Source organism: Brucella lupini (assembly GCF_002252535.1).
GTDB lineage: Bacteria > Pseudomonadota > Alphaproteobacteria > Rhizobiales > Rhizobiaceae > Brucella > Brucella anthropi.
Genome location: NZ_NNRN01000042.1, coordinates 128,932 through 144,243, shown reverse-complemented (window position 1 = coordinate 144,243; position 15,312 = coordinate 128,932). Strand labels below are relative to the sequence as shown.

The following is a 15,312-nucleotide window of genomic DNA, read 5'->3' as shown; positions in this document are numbered from 1 at the left end:
GAGGGACTTATTCATATTGATACCCGTCACATGAAATCCCGTAGCATCATAAACATGCCTCGCACGCGCGTTGTCAGCGGCGACGCGGAGCTTGATTTGCTGAAAGCCTTGACGCTTTAAGTCGACCTCCAGGGTTGTTAAGGCCAGCTTGCCGTATCCCTTCCCCTGTAAAGAGGGAAAGATGTAAAAGTCCATAATGAATGCTACCTGTTTCGCTGGATCCTGTTTGTACCAGAGATAGCCGAGAAGCTTTTCCGGACTGCAGGCAGGGTCGATCAAACACAGCAAGATCTGGTCAGTCGTATTGACACCGTCTGGCAAGTCCGAAGCCATTTCTCGTTTTACCTGATCAAGAGCGGCTACGTCGGAAAGACGATAACTTGATGCAACCTCCGCTGCGTAGTCAGGAATGAAATAGCCGAGATAAGTCGGGAACTCATCCTCTCGCATAGGTCTTAGTTGGAGCATGAAGGATTCCTTTCGTCGTACAGACGGGGATCGTGTCACGCCCCGTGCCCTTGCAGGTGAAGCTTGTGAAACAATAACCCAACCAGCCTATCGTTTGTGTAGCCTTGACGGAGCGTGAACTGTATGCGGTCCATCGGTTGAACAGGAACTTTACGTCCCTGGCTCGACTTCCACCACAAGCGGAGCATTGGGAGCAAGCGCGTTGCTCGATGGGGCGGCTTCTGTCGATTGCGATACACAAGCCGCTTCCCCTTGAAGTTCGTGGGCGTCGATATGCATCGATGAGTTCTTTTTCCATCCGCCGTGAAAATAAAGGACCGTCGCCATCAGCAGGGTTGATACCATTGCAGCTGGAAAACTCAGCCAGAGCGCATCGGAACCAAACTGTTCACGCAGACCAATGGCGACACCGAGACGCACCGGGTACATGGATACGAAGAGAATGATGAGCGGCCAGATAACCTGGCCGTTTGCTCTTACAGTTCCGAAAAGAACCATCGATACGCCGAAGGCGATGAAGCCCCAGGTCGCGATCTGTCCGATGTGCTGGCCGATCGCGATTGCCGGACTGTCCGCGCCGAGAAATATCTGCATGGCCTGTCGATCCGCGAGAAGCAGCAGCACAACCAGGGCTCCCGTCATCAGAACTGCATAAATCGCCCCTATACGCGTTATCGAACTCACGCGATCCCATTTTCCCGCACCGATATTCTGGGCAGCCATGGCGCTGACAGCGGCGCCAAGCGCCATTGCCGGCATCTGCACATAAGTCCAGAGCTGCTGCGTAGCGCCGAAGGCGGCTGTCGTATCGACCCCCTCTTGATTGACCAGCCGCATCATGGTCAGCATCGAACTGGAAACCACAATCATCTGGACGCCCATTGGCAGTTCTTTGGTGAAGATCAGCCGCAGTAATTCCCGGTCCGGAACTAGAAGCCATAATTCCTCGCCGCGCAGGCGCAAAGGCAGATCACGGTAGTAGATATAATAAAGCATCGCTGCGAGGCTTATGTAATTGGCGGCAGCCGTCGCCAGGGCAGACCCTGCGATACCTAGTGCGGGCAACGGCCCCCAGCCCAGAATGAAAAGGGGATTGAGCGCTATATCCAAAAGAACGGCCATTCCCATGAATATGAGCGGGGTCATGGCGTCGCCGCTGCCGCGCAATGCCATCATCAATGTCGTCTGCATCAGAATCGCCGGCATGGCGAGGAACGTAACTTGCAGAAACGCGCGCGCCAGCGGTTCAATTGCTTCAGGCGTTCCGAGCAAATCCAACACCTTTGGGGCGAGTAGCCAGCCGATGATGGCGACGACAATGCTAAGCGGCACGAAAGTACCAACCGTGGTGCCCGCTATTGCGCGCGCTGTCTCGACATCACGCCGCCCGAATGCCTGTCCGATCAGGATCGTCGATGCCATGCCGAAACCAAAGACAAAGGCGGTTAGCAGAAACATGACCAGGTTGCCGTTTGTCGTAGCAGCAAGTGCATTCTCGCCCAGCAACTGGCCGATCCAGATCGTATCGATCGAACCGTTGGCCGATTGCAATATGGAAGAGCCAAGCGTCGGCAACGCAAAAAGCAGCAAAGCCTGATTGATCGGGGCTGTTGTCAGGTCGATGCCTTGTTTCATGAGACCTCGTCATCGGAATGTTTTGTTGTGAAAGAACTGCCTAAATGAAACTGGATGTTCGTCCCCGTTACCGGAAACCTAAATGGTTGTACTCCGGAGTGATGTTGGCAGTTTGCACACCACACGTAAAGTCACGGAAAAGAGTATCGGATGTGACGCAAAGCGATGGTACGACCGTTTTATGCCATTCCCACTAATCAAAAGATTGCTAATATGGTCATGAAAGCATGGAGGGGCTCTATCCATGAAAGGTCTGGCAAATAAGGCATTGCAAGATGCCGATAAGAATGAGGGTGATCTACATCCTGCTCAAGCGGGGTGTCAGCCATCACAACTGAACCCGGGCGACCACGCCTGTGCAGGCGAAGAGCAGCTCAATTGGCTCGTCGCAATGATCAATCACGTGCCAGATTTCATCTATGCCAAGGACCTGCAGGGTCGGTTTCTGTTTGCCAATGATGCTGTGGTTCGCAACAACGGACTGTCGGACATCAGAGATCTGGTCGGACTGACCGACTTCGAAATTCATGGTGAAGCTGCGATCACTGCTCGCATTTCCGAAATCGAAAAGCAGGTCATGGAAAGCGGCCAGCCGGATCTCGGTTATGAAGAACGCGCCATGCGCGGCGGAGCTGATCGCTGGCTCATGATCTCGCGCGTGCCTTTGCGCGATAGAAGCGGCAATATTATCGGCGTTGTGGGTGTGTCTCGTGACATTTCTATCAAGAAAAGGGCTGAACGCTTCATGCAGGTTCAGGCCCGTATTCTGGAGATGACGGTAAGCGCGGTTGCCATACCGGAATTTGTCGATCAGCTGGCACATTTGCTGGAAGATATTACAGCTGGTGTTCACTGTGTTGCCATGGTTACCGGGGAAACGACTGACGAAGTCGTCATATCCGCGCCTTCGCTGCCTCAACTGGTGACTGGTTTGAGAGGTAGGCTTGAATCGATTTCGGCCGCGAGTCTCGAAGTGGTGTTGAGGACATTGCTTCCAGACAGCCAAACCATATTCTGCATCGAGATTCCGTCTGCGGACGCTGAGGGGCACGGTTTTCTAGGCTTGGTGGCCGATGTTGACGCTTCGAAAGACCTTGATCTCAGGGAGTTTTTCACTACTGCAGCGAGGCTGACCGGCATTGCCATAGACAGGCGCATTGCCGATGAGCGCATCCGCTATCTGGCCGAACACGATACGCTGACGGGACTGGCGAACAGGGCCTTCCTGGAGCGAAGGCTCGACGAGATTCTCCAACAGGCAGCTTCCCGATCTCGAAGGGTGGCTGTTGGCTTTCTCGATCTGGATCAGTTCAAACCGGTCAATGATACGCTCGGCCATGCAGCGGGAGACAAGCTCCTGCAACGGATTGCCGGGCGGATTTCGGTGCTCCTGCGCGACGGTGAACTAGCCGGTCGCATGGGAGGCGATGAATTCATTCTGGTTTTGCAGGCGGATGAAGGTGATTTTTGCTCCCGGCTGGACGAAATCAGGCGGAAGATCAGCGAGCCGGTCGAACTGGACGGGGCATGTCTGGAGGTCACCTGCAGTATCGGCGTCGCCTGTTTCCCAAGACATGGCGGTGCGGCGGGGGAACTCTTGGCGGCTGCGGATGCGGCCATGTATGACGCCAAGGCGAAAGGGCGCAATGGCCTCAGTGTCTATTCCGGCGAAATGTTGCGCGGATCCACTACAGGCGGGAGCGACCAGTCATAATTGCTGCATGATGTTCAACTCAGCTTGGCTTTGACGAACACATCATAGCGCGTGCTTTTGCCGAGTATCTGGTGGGAAGGTTTGCGCAATCCGACCATTGGGTCGGCACGCAGGGGCCATTTCAGCACCACGCGGTTCTGCGCGGCTTCCAGCGCCACTTGCATCAGTCTTTCGGCATCCGGATCTGTGCCGACGATCTCGCGGATTTGCCGCATTTCCTTTTTGACGAGCGCACTGTTCCCGCGCGGAGGGTGCATCGGGTCAACCAGCACGACCTGCGGCTTCAGATCCGGCAGGAGCAGGCTGGAATCACCCAGCAGAAGTGTCATGCGCGCGACAGTCTCGGCATAGCGACCGCCTTCTTCAGCAGCGCGCGCCAGCCCTTCAGCGAGAAGAGCGTGCATCTTTTCGGAACGCTCGATCAAAGTTACCTTTGCACCCAGCGATGCCAGCAGAAATGCGTCGCGTCCGAGCCCCGCCGTCGCATCCACGATTTCCGGCGTGGCATCGCGTGTCAGACCTGCGGCCTTGGCGAGAGCCTGTCCGCGTCCTTCGCCGGAACGAAACCGGTGGCCGACAGCGCCTCCGACGAAATCAACGACCAGTTCCGATGTATCGATTTTCTGCGACATGGATGCTCTCAGAAGGGGCAGGGCGCGGTAAAGGTCACGGAACGACCATCGGGATGCTGAAAAGACAATTCTTCCGCGTGCAGCAGAAGGCGATCTGCAGCAGCCAGCGCTTCACCTTCGGCATAGAATTCGTCGCCAAGGATCACGTGGCCGAGCGCTTTCATATGTACACGCAGCTGGTGCGTGCGCCCTGTGAGGGGATGGAGCCGCAGACGCGTTGTGTTCTGGTCTCGATCCAGAACCCGCCAGCGGGTTTGTGCTGGTTTGCCATTTTCACGGTCGACACGATGACGCGGTTTGTTGTCGGGGTCTATGGCCAGAGGCAGGTTGATCAGCCCTTCGTCATCTTCAACAAGCCCCCAGACCACTGCAACGTAGGATTTTTGCGTCGTCCGCGCTTCAAACTGCGAGGCGATGGCAGCATGTGCCTTGCGGTTGAGCGACATCAGCACAAGGCCCGACGTGTCCTTGTCGAGACGATTGATCATCTGGGCTTGCGGAAACTGTTCCTGAACGCGTGTTGCGAGACTGTCCGACAATGCAGGGTGACGCCCCGGTACGGATAAGAGGCCGCTCGGCTTATCCAGCACGAGAAAGCCTGCATCGCGATGAAGGATCGAGAGGTAGGGTTCCAGCGGAGGGTGATAGACGGGAGTAACGGCGGATAACACAGTCATGATACGCTTCTAGCATGGTTTACGTGTCGCGGAGAAGCGGGCCTTTGTTGACAGCAAGACCGGGTCGCTCTACCGTATATAAAGATGCTCTAAAATACATTTTTTCCTTTTTATTTTCATGGTGATACGATGATGACCCGTCGCCAAACCTTGTTGGGTGCTGCCGCTGCTGCCGTTGCTATGTCTACGCAGTCACAGAGAGGGCAGGCTGAAGGTCAATCGGCTCGTTCTGCCGGTTTTTGGTATCCGGAAGAAACAGAACCGCATGAACGCACTTTTATGCAATGGCCGGTGAATCTGGCGGTCTATGACGATCCTGATTTTCTGGATGACATTCAGAAAACGATCGCGAAAATCGCCAACACCATTGCTGAATTCGAGCCGGTCGTGATGCTGGCGGCGGCACAGCACCACCGCGCAGTTCGCAAGCTGGTGTCGCGCAATGTGGAATTATGGGACATTCCGACCGATGATTTGTGGTGCCGTGATTCCGGTCCCTCCTTTGTCGTGAATGGCAAGGGTGGTCTCGCCGTCACGCAGTTCAACTTCAACGGTTGGGGCAACAAGCAGACCCATGGGGCAGACGGTCAGATCGCCGCGCGGATAGCCGAACGGCTGGGGTTGCAGGTTTTCGACACCGGGCTGGTGGGGGAAGCCGGCGGTGTTGAAACCGACGGCCATGGCACGCTGATCGCTCATGAAAGCACCTTCGTCAATGGCAATCGCAATCGGGGCAGCAAAGCGGAAATCGAGAAGATGCTGCTGGATACGATGGGCGCCCGCAAGATGATCTGGGCGCCCGGAATCATTGGTGCCGATATCACCGATTATCATATCGATGCGCTTGCCCGTTTTGTTAAGCCGGGACAGCTGGTAATCCAGATGGGAGATAAGATCGATCCCGACGACCCCTGGTCGGCTGCTGCCTTCGAAACGCACGACATTCTGGCCGCAGCCACCGATGCTGAGGGTCGCAAACTCGATATAGTTATTCTGCCGGAGCCTTATAATATCCGCTCGAAAAGCCACGATTTCGTGTCTTCCTATGTCAATTACTACGTTTGTAACGGCGCGGTGATAGCTGCCGAGTTCGGGGATCGTAAAGCCGATGAACGGGCTGCTGCTATTCTTGCAAAACTGTATCCCGGTCGGGAGATTGTTACATTGAATATCGATCCAGTGGGTGAGGTTGGCGGTGGTATCCATTGTGCCACCCATGAGCAACCCAAGGTCTGAACATGTGGAACTGGTTGCGGCGTAATACTGAACCGTTAACCGCTCTGGGCGGGATTGCTACAGCCTTTGCCGCGCTCTCGGCGCTGGTTATCATTCCCTATCAGGTCGGTCAGGCCGATCTCATTCAGCGCGACCAGACAGCGCGCGAAATATATCGCGAGTTTCTGAATCTGACGGTGCAAAAGCCCGAGCTGGCCCAGGCCGATTATTGTGCGCTGAGAGGCACGACGCAGCTCACGGCCTATGGGGCATATGTCGAATATCTGCTTTATACATCTGAACAGATGATCGAAACCTCGCCTGACTGGCGTGCGCCTATGGCCGGATATTTGAATGATCACATGGAATATCTGTGCGATCCCGAGGGGCTGGGCGCACGTGATGGCGTGGCTGGTCTGCTGGCGCAGGCTGGACTGGTCTGCAAGCCCGAGAATACCTGTCAGGAAGACACACAACCTTGAAGTGATATGGCGGAGAGGGTGGGATTCGAACCCACGGTGGAGTTACCCCCACGCCGCATTTCGAGTGCGGTACTTTCGACCACTCAGCCACCTCTCCGCATTGTGCACTACGGTAAAACGATCTATAAAAATCGCGCCGTTGAAAAGCATCTAAAGCGAATGCTAAGTGTGTAGCGGCTCATTAACGAGCCAGAGGCAATTAGACAAGACCTAATTTGCATTCCGTTGTGAAAATTGTTGACTTTTCTGCCGCTTCACACCTATAAGCACCAGACCTTAGGCGTGGGGTAGTCCGCGCCTATTGTTTTGATTGCAGATTTCGGACTTTTCCGGGCTGCGATCAGGGGCCAAAAGCCCGCTCATCAACCGACTGATAAAAAGACGGCCCATCACTTCGACGCCAATGTCGTGGAAATGAGAGCCGGACCGAACAACCGAAAGGACAACAAATGTTCGCAGTCATCAAGACCGGTGGCAAGCAGTATCGCGTTGCCGCAAACGACCTCATCAAGGTCGAAAAAGTTGCTGGCGAAGCCGGTGACATCGTAGAATTCGCAGAAGTTCTGATGGTCGGCTCGACCATTGGCGCCCCGACCGTCGCCGGTGCTATTGTCACCGCCGAAGTCGTCGAACAGGGCCGTGCCCGCAAGGTCATCGCGTTCAAGAAGCGTCGTCGTCAGAATTCGAAGCGCACCCGCGGTCATCGTCAGGAACTGACGACCATCCGTATCTCGGAGATCCTCACCGACGGCGCAAAGCCTTCCAAGAAGGCCGCCGAGAAGAAGGCTCCGAAGGCAGCGCCTAAGAAGGCAGCAGCCAAGGCCGAGTCGGCTGAGTAAGTAGAGAGATTAAAGGAGAACACCAATGGCACACAAAAAAGCTGGCGGTTCCTCGCGTAACGGTCGCGATTCAGAATCCAAACGCCTTGGCGTGAAGAAGTTCGGCGGCGAAGCTGTGCTCGCCGGCAACATCATCGTGCGTCAACGCGGCACGAAGTGGCATCCGGGCGCCAATGTTGGCCTCGGCAAGGACCACACGATTTTTGCAACCACGAACGGTTCTGTATCTTTCCGTACGAAAGCCAATGGCCGCACGTACGTATCGGTAGACCCGATCGCGGAAGCAGCAGAGTAAGCCGGGCACTCTCTAAAGCACCGGCGTCCCATCGGACCCGGTGCAAATGGCAGCCTAGCCAAAAGATCGAAGGGAAGATGGGGCCACCATCTTCCCTTTTTGCATCTGGAGGAACGAAAAATGGTTGTCGAAGTTCTGGAAGAAGATTGTTACGACGCAAGCAGTAGCGAAAGAAGAGACAGTTACACCGATCTGTCGCCCGGCCAGGCGACCGGCTTGGCGACCAGTCTGGCTGATGATCTGAGCCCCGATCTGGCTTATGAACTAGACTGTCCTGTCCTCGTCACTGAAAGGCTGGTCCTGCGCCCGCCGCATGTCGAAGACGTGGATGCGATTTCCTATCTTGCCAATAACGCCCGCGTCTCCGGTATGCTTGCCCGCATGCCGCATCCATACACGCGTGAAAATGCGGTCGATTTTGTCGAGCGCGTGCGAAAAGGCGAGATGGGCAATTGCATCTACGCCATCACGCAAGCGGAAACCGGCATCTTTATGGGCTGCTGCGGCATTCATGCGCATAAGCATGGCGAAGGGCTGGAAATCGGCTACTGGCTGGGTGAGCCCTATTGGGGGCACGGCTTTGCCACTGAAGCCGCTCACGCCCTGATCGATCTGGCTTTCCGTGCAACTGCCATCGAGCGGCTGCATGTCTCGTGCCGGGCCAGCAATGGCGGCTCCCGCCGGGTGATCCACAAGTGCGGGTTCCAGTTCAGCAGCATGGGCATGGCGGATTCGCTTGCCGCAGGCAATGTGCCGGTCGAGCGCTATGTCCTTGATCGTCGCACCTGGATCGGGCTGAGAAGCTGGCAATCGTAAACAAAAGGTCCTGCGTGCCAAACCTTATAGGCCGCAGGACCAATAATAACGGGGAATGAAATGATGGATACTCATGCAATCGCACGCGAGAAGATCGTGGTGTGTGCGCTCGAAAAGGGCGATCTGCATCGCTATCGAGCCATAAGATTAAGCGCTTTGCAGCGTGCGCCAATGGCCTTCGGTTCGAGTTTCGAAGAAGAGAATGCCTATTCGGACAGCGTGTTCGCACGTCGTCTGGAGCAGGTGGACGGTAATGTGGTTTTCGGTGCCTTCGACGGTGAAAACCTGCTGGGAACGGCTGGCCTTTTCCGCCACGACCGCAAGTCCGAGCGCCATCGCGGCACGCTCTGGGGTGTCTATGTGGCCCCCGAAGCGCGCGGGCTGGACTTGGGCAAGGCCCTCGTCAGCAAGGTCATCGACCATGCCGCAAAGCAGGTCGTCGTTCTGGATGCCAAGGTGGTAGCCACGAATGAAGCCGCCAAGCGCGTCTATTATGCGCTCGGTTTCAAGACTTTCGGTGTCGAACCCAAGTCACTTTACGTGCAGGGCCAGTATCTGGATCAGGAATTGATCTATATCGATTTCACCGATCCGGTCTGGAAAGACAAACTCGGATGAAATCTGGCCTCCTCGACTGTTTGCAGGAGGCCGCTTTTGCTGTAATTGCAACACACCACATGCGGGCACAGGCCCACATGTAACAATATTCAGGGCGTCTGCCGCCCAAAAGCCCGCCAGAGTGCGGGCATCCAAGAAGGTTACGTTCAGATGAAGTTTCTCGATCAGGCAAAGATCTACATCCGCTCCGGCAATGGCGGTGCGGGGGCGGTTTCGTTCCGCCGCGAGAAATTTCTCGAATTCGGCGGTCCCGATGGCGGTGATGGTGGACGCGGCGGCGATGTCTGGGTCGAGGCTGTAAATGGTCTCAACACGCTGATCGATTATCGCTATCAGCAGCATTTCCGGGCCAAGACCGGCATGCATGGCATGGGCCGCAATATGACCGGCGGCAAGGGCGACGACGTTATTCTCAAGGTGCCGGTCGGCACGCAGATCTTCGAGGAAGACGACGAAACGCTGATCTGCGATATCACCGAAATCGGCCAGCGCTACCGGCTGGCCAAGGGCGGCAATGGCGGCTTCGGCAATCTGCATTTCACGACCTCGACCAATCGCGCGCCGCGCCGCGCCAATCCCGGACAGGAAGGCATCGAGCGCACCATCTGGCTGCGCCTGAAACTGATCGCCGATGCTGGTCTCGTCGGTCTGCCCAATGCCGGAAAATCCACCTTCCTTGCAAGTGTGACAGCTGCCAAGCCGAAGATTGCCGACTATCCATTCACCACGCTGCATCCCAATCTGGGCGTCGCCCGCGTGGATGGCCGCGAATTCGTCATCGCCGATATTCCGGGCTTGATCGAAGGTGCGAGTGAAGGCGTCGGTCTTGGCGACCGTTTCCTCGGCCATGTCGAGCGCACGCGCGTTCTGCTGCATCTGGTTTCGGCGCAGGAAGAAGATGTCGCCAAGGCCTATCAGGTCATTCGTGGTGAGCTTGAGGCCTATGAACACGGGCTTGCCGACAAGCCGGAAATCGTTGCGCTGTCGCAGATCGATACGCTCGATCCTGAAGCGCGCAAGGCCAAGGTCAAGGCGCTGAAAAAGGCATGTGGGCGCGACCCGCTGCTGCTTTCAGCCGTCAGCCATGAAGGTCTGAACGATGCTCTGCGCCAGCTCGCAAGTGTCATCGACCAGAGCCGCGCCGCAGAGGCCGGTACGGCGGAAGCCGAAGAATAAGCGTCGGATTTTATTTGGGCGCGCATCTTGTCCGAAAACCGTTTCACACTTTTCGGGATGCGCTTTGGATGCGGCGAGGGGGAATGAAAGCATGCTGAAGCAACTGAAAAACTATCGCCGCATCGTTGTTAAAATCGGGTCCGCTCTTCTGGTGGATCGAGCAGCCGGTCTCAAGCGGGACTGGCTGGAAAGCCTCGGGCAGGACATTGCCGCTCTGCATCATGCAGGTGTCGAAGTGCTGGTGGTTTCTTCCGGTGCTATTGCACTTGGACGCACCGTTCTGGGGCTGCCGAAGAAGGCGCTGAAGCTTGAGGAAAGTCAGGCGGCCGCCGCCGCAGGCCAGATCGCGCTCGCCAAGGCCTATGCCGATGTGCTTGGCGGTCATTCCATCCGTTCAGGCCAGATTCTCGTCACGCTGTCCGACACCGAGGAGCGCCGCCGCTATCTCAACGCGCGCGCGACCATCGAGACGCTGTTGAAGCTGAAGGCCGTGCCGGTCATCAACGAGAACGATACGGTGGCAACCACCGAAATCCGTTATGGTGACAATGATCGTCTGGCCGCACGTGTGGCGACCATGATGGGCGCGGACCTGCTTGTCCTGCTGTCGGATATTGACGGGCTTTATACGGCCCCGCCCCACAAGAACCCGGACGCCGACTTTCTGCCGCTGGTCGAAACCATCACCCCGCAGATCGAGGCCATGGCGGGAGCGGCGGCGTCGGAACTGTCGCGCGGCGGCATGAAGACGAAGCTCGACGCGGGCAAGATCGCCAATGCGGCAGGGACCGCGATGATCATCACATCGGGCACGCGTTTCGGCCCGCTTTCAGCAATCGATCGCGGTGAACGCGCGACACTGTTTGAACCGGCGCGTGCGCCGGTCAATGCCTGGAAAACCTGGATTTCCGGCAATCTTGAACCGGCTGGCCGTTTGACGGTGGATGCCGGTGCAGCCAGGGCACTGAAATCCGGCAAGTCGCTTTTGCCCGCAGGCGTCAGGGAAATCGACGGCCAGTTCGAGCGCGGCGATACGGTTGCGGTGATCAACGAGGACGGACGCGAAATCGCGCGCGGACTGATCGCTTATGATGCCGAGGATGCGCGCAAGATCGCAGGGCATAAAAGCGATGAGATCAGTGAAATTCTTGGCTATGATGCTCGCGCGGCGATGATCCATCGCAACGATCTGGTTGTGCGTGCTGCCAGCAATGCAGAAGTCGCATAGGGGAGATGGGATGCTGACCAAGGCAGAAACGGTAAACGATATTGCTGCAGTCATGGCGGAAGTGGGCCGCAAGGCGCGCGCTGCCGCAGCCCCTCTTTCCATCGCTACCACTGAACAGAAGAACAGGGCGCTGATTGCTGCCGCCGATGCGATGCTTGAAGCGCGTGGCGATATTCTTGAAGCCAACAAGCTTGATCTGGCCAATGCGGAAAAGAACGGCATGGCAGCCTCTTTCGTTGACCGGCTGACGCTCGATGACGGCCGGATCAGTGCCATCGCTGACGGTATTCGCGCTATCGCAGCCCTGCCTGATCCGGTGGGCGAAGTGATTGCCGAATGGGATCGTCCGAACGGGCTCCATATCGAACGCGTGCGCACGCCGCTCGGTGTGATCGGCGTCATTTATGAAAGCCGCCCCAATGTGACTGCGGATGCCGGTGCGCTGTGCCTCAAGGCAGGCAATGCCGTTATCCTGCGTGGCGGTTCGGATTCGGCGCATTCGTCGGCTGCCATTCATAAAGCACTGGTCAGGGGGCTCGAAGCAGCCGGCCTGCCAGCCGATGCGATCCAGATCGTGCCAGTGACCGACCGGGCCGCTGTTGGTGAAATGCTGAAAGGTCTGGACGGTGCGATTGATGTGATCGTGCCGCGTGGTGGAAAAAGCCTTGTTGCGCGCGTTCAGTCGGAAGCGCGGGTGCCGGTCTTCGCGCATCTGGAAGGCATTTGCCATCTTTATATCGACAAGTCCGCCGATCTCGACATGGCCCGCAAGATTGCGGTCGATGCCAAGATGCGGCGCACCGGCATTTGCGGCGCGGCGGAAACGCTTCTGGTCGATCGTGCCGCAGCTGCGATGCATCTGGTGCCGATCCTTGAAGACTTGGCTGCCAAGAGTTGTGAAATTCGCGGGAGTGCGGACGTGCTGGCGCTCTATCCGGCAGCAAAGCCTGCAACCGAAGAGGACTGGTCGACCGAATATCTCGACGCGATCATTTCCGTTGCGCTGGTTGACGGTATTTCGGGCGCCATTGAGCACATCAACCGCTATTCCTCGCACCATACGGAAGCTGTCGTGGCTGAGGATGCGGCAGCGGTTGCGCGCTTCTTCAACGAGATCGACTCCGCCATTCTCCTGCACAATGCCTCGACGCAATTTGCCGATGGCGGCGAGTTCGGCATGGGCGCGGAAATCGGCATTGCCACCGGCAAGATGCATGCGCGTGGACCGGTCGGCGTGGAGCAGCTGACCTCGTTCAAATATCGCGTTCGCGGTGACGGTCAGATCCGTGGTTAGGTTCGAATGAAATTCGGCTTCGGGCTTTCCGCATTGAAGGCGCAATATCCTGGTGTCGATGCGCATTATCTGCGCATGCCTTATGTCGAGAAGGGCATGGCGGTCGGGCTGTTCGGCGGCTCGTTCAACCCGCCGCATGGCGGGCACGCGCTGGTGGCGGAAATCGCAATCCGGCGGCTCAAGCTCGACCAGCTCTGGTGGATGGTGACGCCCGGCAATCCGCTGAAGGACAGTCGCGAACTGGCGCCGCTTGCCGATCGATTGAAACTGAGCGAGGAAATTGCATCCGATCCGCGCATCAAGGTGACGGCGCTCGAGGCAGCCTTCAACGTGCGTTATACGGCGGATACACTGGCGCTCATCCGCGATGCCAATCCCGGCGTCCATTTTGTCTGGGTGATGGGGGCGGATAATCTCGCCTCCTTCCATCGCTGGCAGCGCTGGCGCGAGATTGCGCAGAATTTTCCGATTGCGGTTATCGACCGGCCGGGTTCGACGCTGGCCTATCTGTCGTCACGCATGGCGCAGACATTCTCCGACAGTCGCGTCGATGAACAATATGCGCCGATGCTGGCGCGTCGCACACCTCCGGCCTGGACCTTCATCCATGGACCGCGTTCGTCGCTCTCATCCAGCGCGATCCGCAAATCCCGTACATGATCTTGATGCTTTCATGACGATTTCGACAAGATATATGCAAAACGGGCGAATAAACTGAAAAAGTGAACGGTTTGGAAAAGCCGATAGTCTTGAAACAAAACAGGGACTCTGCCTATTTTAGGGAGTGTGGTGCTTATAACTGCCACACGGCGTTGTTCTGCTGAGAAAGGGAATACACTGAGAACAGCAATTGAGAAGAAGGCTCATCACGCGCCTTCAACGGTCAGGATGGACGAGTCCAATCTCGTGTCCCAGACCTTCGACGCGGCCTTGGCCAGTCTCGAAAACTCCAAGGCAGAATCCATCATCCCCATCGACATTCGCGGAAGATCAACGATCGGCGATTATATGATCGTCGCGTCGGGCCGTTCGCATCGTCATGTGACGGCGGTTGCCGACCATCTCCTGCAGGCTCTGCGTGAAGCAGGCTGCAAGGATATACGGGTCGAAGGTCTCGAGAGTGGCGACTGGGTTCTCATCGACACCGGCGACATTATCGTCCATGTCTTCCGACCGGAAGTCCGTGACTTCTACAATCTCGAGAAGATCTGGCTCGACGAGGGTTTCGACGCGTTCGACACCGAACGTGCGCCGGGATTGGTGCATTAGAGCGCCGTGCGTCCTTAAGGACGCACAAAGGTCGCTCTAAACTATAGAATCTACGCATCGTACTTTCCAAAAGTGGGAACGGTTTTGGGATAAAACATGCGCGAAAAAAGAAGATTAAAGCGTGAAACGCTTTAGTTCGATGAATTGAGAGCGTCATGCGTGTGAGTGTTTTTGCCGTGGGCCGGATGAAAGCCGGCCCCGAACGGGAGTTGGTCGAGCGTTATTTCGACCGATTTTCGAAAGCTGGACCGCCATTGGGGCTTGAATTCGCCGGTGTGAGCGAAATTCCCGAAAGCCGGGGCCAGACGGCAGAGTTGCGCAAGGCCGAAGAAGCCCAGCGCATCCATGAAGCTCTCGATAACGGAGCTGCCTTGATCCTTCTCGACGAGCGCGGCAAGGCGCTCGGATCGGAAGCTTTTGCGGATCGCATCGGGCGGATGCGGGACGATGGCAAGCGTCATCTCATCGTCGCCATTGGTGGGCCGGACGGTCACGATCCGGCATTGCGATCACGCGCCGACCTCGTTCTGGCGCTGGGCGAATTGACGTGGCCGCACCAGATCGCCCGCATCCTGATTGCCGAGCAGCTTTATCGCGCCGCCACCATTCTGGCCGGGCATCCGTATCACAGGTCCTGATATGGGGGCTGGTTGTAGACTGCGCCCCTTAGCGTGAAACTCTTACCGCTTTCGGGAATGAGAACGGTAAGGCCATCTGCTGCTTGCCGTGTGATCTCCAGACCGGCCTTAGCAAGAGTTTCAACGATGAAGGCGCGGTCGGAACGCTTTGCCGCCATGATATGCTCGCAAATATAGGTATGGACATAGCCGCGCCCTTCGCGCCAATCCTCCGTCATCGTTTTCAGTGCTTTTGCATTCATGACGACCGGTTTATCGTGCGAAGGCCGGTTTAACCAGCGATCCGTTAGCGGCGGTATTTATGGTTGATGGTTCG

General features: G+C 56.9%; 18 protein-coding genes and 1 tRNA gene. 13 read left to right on the top strand and 6 right to left on the bottom strand.

Translation table 11 applies throughout. The features are described 5' to 3' along the window. Both CES86_RS09535 and CES86_RS09530 read right to left on the bottom strand, forming a co-directional pair. On the bottom strand, positions 1 to 468 hold a 468-nt coding region (locus CES86_RS09535), incomplete at its 3' end, for a GNAT family N-acetyltransferase (protein ID WP_094514254.1). A gap of 150 nt (positions 469 to 618) precedes the next feature. Continuing rightward, positions 619 to 2,103 carry an MATE family efflux transporter gene (locus tag CES86_RS09530; protein ID WP_094514253.1) on the bottom strand — a complete coding sequence of 495 codons (1,485 nt, stop codon included), beginning with the start codon at positions 2,101 to 2,103 and terminating at the stop codon, positions 619 to 621. Positions 2,104 to 2,347: 244 nt separating this feature from the next. On the opposite strand from CES86_RS09530, the gene CES86_RS09525 reads away from it, so the two are divergent. Then, positions 2,348 to 3,817, top strand: a complete 1,470-nt coding sequence (locus CES86_RS09525; protein WP_094514252.1) for a diguanylate cyclase domain-containing protein — start codon at positions 2,348 to 2,350, stop codon at positions 3,815 to 3,817. 14 nt (positions 3,818 to 3,831) lie between these two features. On the opposite strand, the gene CES86_RS09520 is transcribed toward CES86_RS09525, so the two are convergent. After that, positions 3,832 to 4,449 (bottom strand): class I SAM-dependent methyltransferase, encoded by a 618-nt coding sequence (locus CES86_RS09520; RefSeq protein WP_012091216.1) that lies wholly within the window; start codon positions 4,447 to 4,449, stop codon positions 3,832 to 3,834. A gap of 8 nt (positions 4,450 to 4,457) precedes the next feature. Then, positions 4,458 to 5,126: a pseudouridine synthase gene (locus CES86_RS09515; RefSeq protein WP_094514250.1), complete on the bottom strand. Its 669-nt coding sequence runs from the start codon at positions 5,124 to 5,126 to the stop codon at positions 4,458 to 4,460. Positions 5,127 to 5,255: 129 nt separating this feature from the next. Between CES86_RS09515 and CES86_RS09510 the strand changes: the two genes are divergently transcribed. Next, the gene (locus tag CES86_RS09510) at positions 5,256 to 6,362 is read left to right on the top strand and encodes an agmatine deiminase family protein (RefSeq protein ID WP_094514249.1); all 1,107 of its coding nucleotides are present in this window, start codon (positions 5,256 to 5,258) and stop codon (positions 6,360 to 6,362) included. 2 nt (positions 6,363 to 6,364) lie between these two features. Next, positions 6,365 to 6,823, top strand: coding sequence for a hypothetical protein (locus tag CES86_RS09505; protein WP_012091219.1), 459 nt, complete (start codon positions 6,365 to 6,367; stop codon positions 6,821 to 6,823). 7 nt (positions 6,824 to 6,830) lie between these two features. Here CES86_RS09505 and CES86_RS09500 read toward each other — a convergent pair. Continuing rightward, a tRNA-Ser gene (locus CES86_RS09500) sits at positions 6,831 to 6,920 on the bottom strand. Between the two features lie 352 nt (positions 6,921 to 7,272). On the opposite strand from CES86_RS09500, the gene rplU reads away from it, so the two are divergent. The 10 genes from rplU (at position 7,273) to rlmH (ending at position 14,996) form a co-directional block, all read left to right on the top strand. Further along, positions 7,273 to 7,662: a 50S ribosomal protein L21 gene (rplU, locus tag CES86_RS09495; protein ID WP_010661521.1), complete on the top strand. Its 390-nt coding sequence runs from the start codon at positions 7,273 to 7,275 to the stop codon at positions 7,660 to 7,662. Between the two features lie 25 nt (positions 7,663 to 7,687). Then, the gene (gene rpmA / locus CES86_RS09490) at positions 7,688 to 7,957 is read left to right on the top strand and encodes a 50S ribosomal protein L27 (RefSeq protein WP_010661520.1); all 270 of its coding nucleotides are present in this window, start codon (positions 7,688 to 7,690) and stop codon (positions 7,955 to 7,957) included. A 120-nt stretch (positions 7,958 to 8,077) separates the two neighbouring features. After that, the gene (locus CES86_RS09485; protein WP_094514248.1) at positions 8,078 to 8,773 is read left to right on the top strand and encodes a GNAT family N-acetyltransferase; all 696 of its coding nucleotides are present in this window, start codon (positions 8,078 to 8,080) and stop codon (positions 8,771 to 8,773) included. A 60-nt stretch (positions 8,774 to 8,833) separates the two neighbouring features. Continuing rightward, a complete protein-coding gene (locus CES86_RS09480; protein ID WP_094514246.1) occupies positions 8,834 to 9,391 on the top strand; it encodes a GNAT family N-acetyltransferase in 558 nt (185 codons plus the stop codon). 150 nt (positions 9,392 to 9,541) lie between these two features. Further along, positions 9,542 to 10,567, top strand: a complete 1,026-nt coding sequence (obgE, locus tag CES86_RS09475) for a GTPase ObgE (protein WP_012091222.1) — start codon at positions 9,542 to 9,544, stop codon at positions 10,565 to 10,567. Positions 10,568 to 10,658: 91 nt separating this feature from the next. Further along, the gene (proB, locus tag CES86_RS09470; protein WP_094514245.1) at positions 10,659 to 11,795 is read left to right on the top strand and encodes a glutamate 5-kinase; all 1,137 of its coding nucleotides are present in this window, start codon (positions 10,659 to 10,661) and stop codon (positions 11,793 to 11,795) included. A 10-nt stretch (positions 11,796 to 11,805) separates the two neighbouring features. Continuing rightward, positions 11,806 to 13,089 carry a glutamate-5-semialdehyde dehydrogenase gene (locus tag CES86_RS09465; protein WP_094514244.1) on the top strand — a complete coding sequence of 428 codons (1,284 nt, stop codon included), beginning with the start codon at positions 11,806 to 11,808 and terminating at the stop codon, positions 13,087 to 13,089. 6 nt (positions 13,090 to 13,095) lie between these two features. Further along, entirely contained in the window at positions 13,096 to 13,749 is a 654-nt protein-coding gene (locus tag CES86_RS09460; protein WP_012091225.1) for a nicotinate-nucleotide adenylyltransferase, read from the top strand. 228 nt (positions 13,750 to 13,977) lie between these two features. Then, positions 13,978 to 14,358, top strand: a complete 381-nt coding sequence (gene rsfS / locus CES86_RS09455; protein ID WP_010661513.1) for a ribosome silencing factor — start codon at positions 13,978 to 13,980, stop codon at positions 14,356 to 14,358. Positions 14,359 to 14,513: 155 nt separating this feature from the next. Next, positions 14,514 to 14,996 carry a 23S rRNA (pseudouridine(1915)-N(3))-methyltransferase RlmH gene (gene rlmH, locus CES86_RS09450; RefSeq protein WP_071634112.1) on the top strand — a complete coding sequence of 161 codons (483 nt, stop codon included), beginning with the start codon at positions 14,514 to 14,516 and terminating at the stop codon, positions 14,994 to 14,996. On the opposite strand, the gene CES86_RS09445 is transcribed toward rlmH, so the two are convergent. Then, positions 14,984 to 15,238, bottom strand: coding sequence for a hypothetical protein (locus tag CES86_RS09445; protein WP_012091228.1), 255 nt, complete (start codon positions 15,236 to 15,238; stop codon positions 14,984 to 14,986). The two genes, rlmH and CES86_RS09445, sit on opposite strands and share 13 nt — an antisense overlap. Positions 15,239 to 15,312 lie beyond the last annotated feature (74 nt).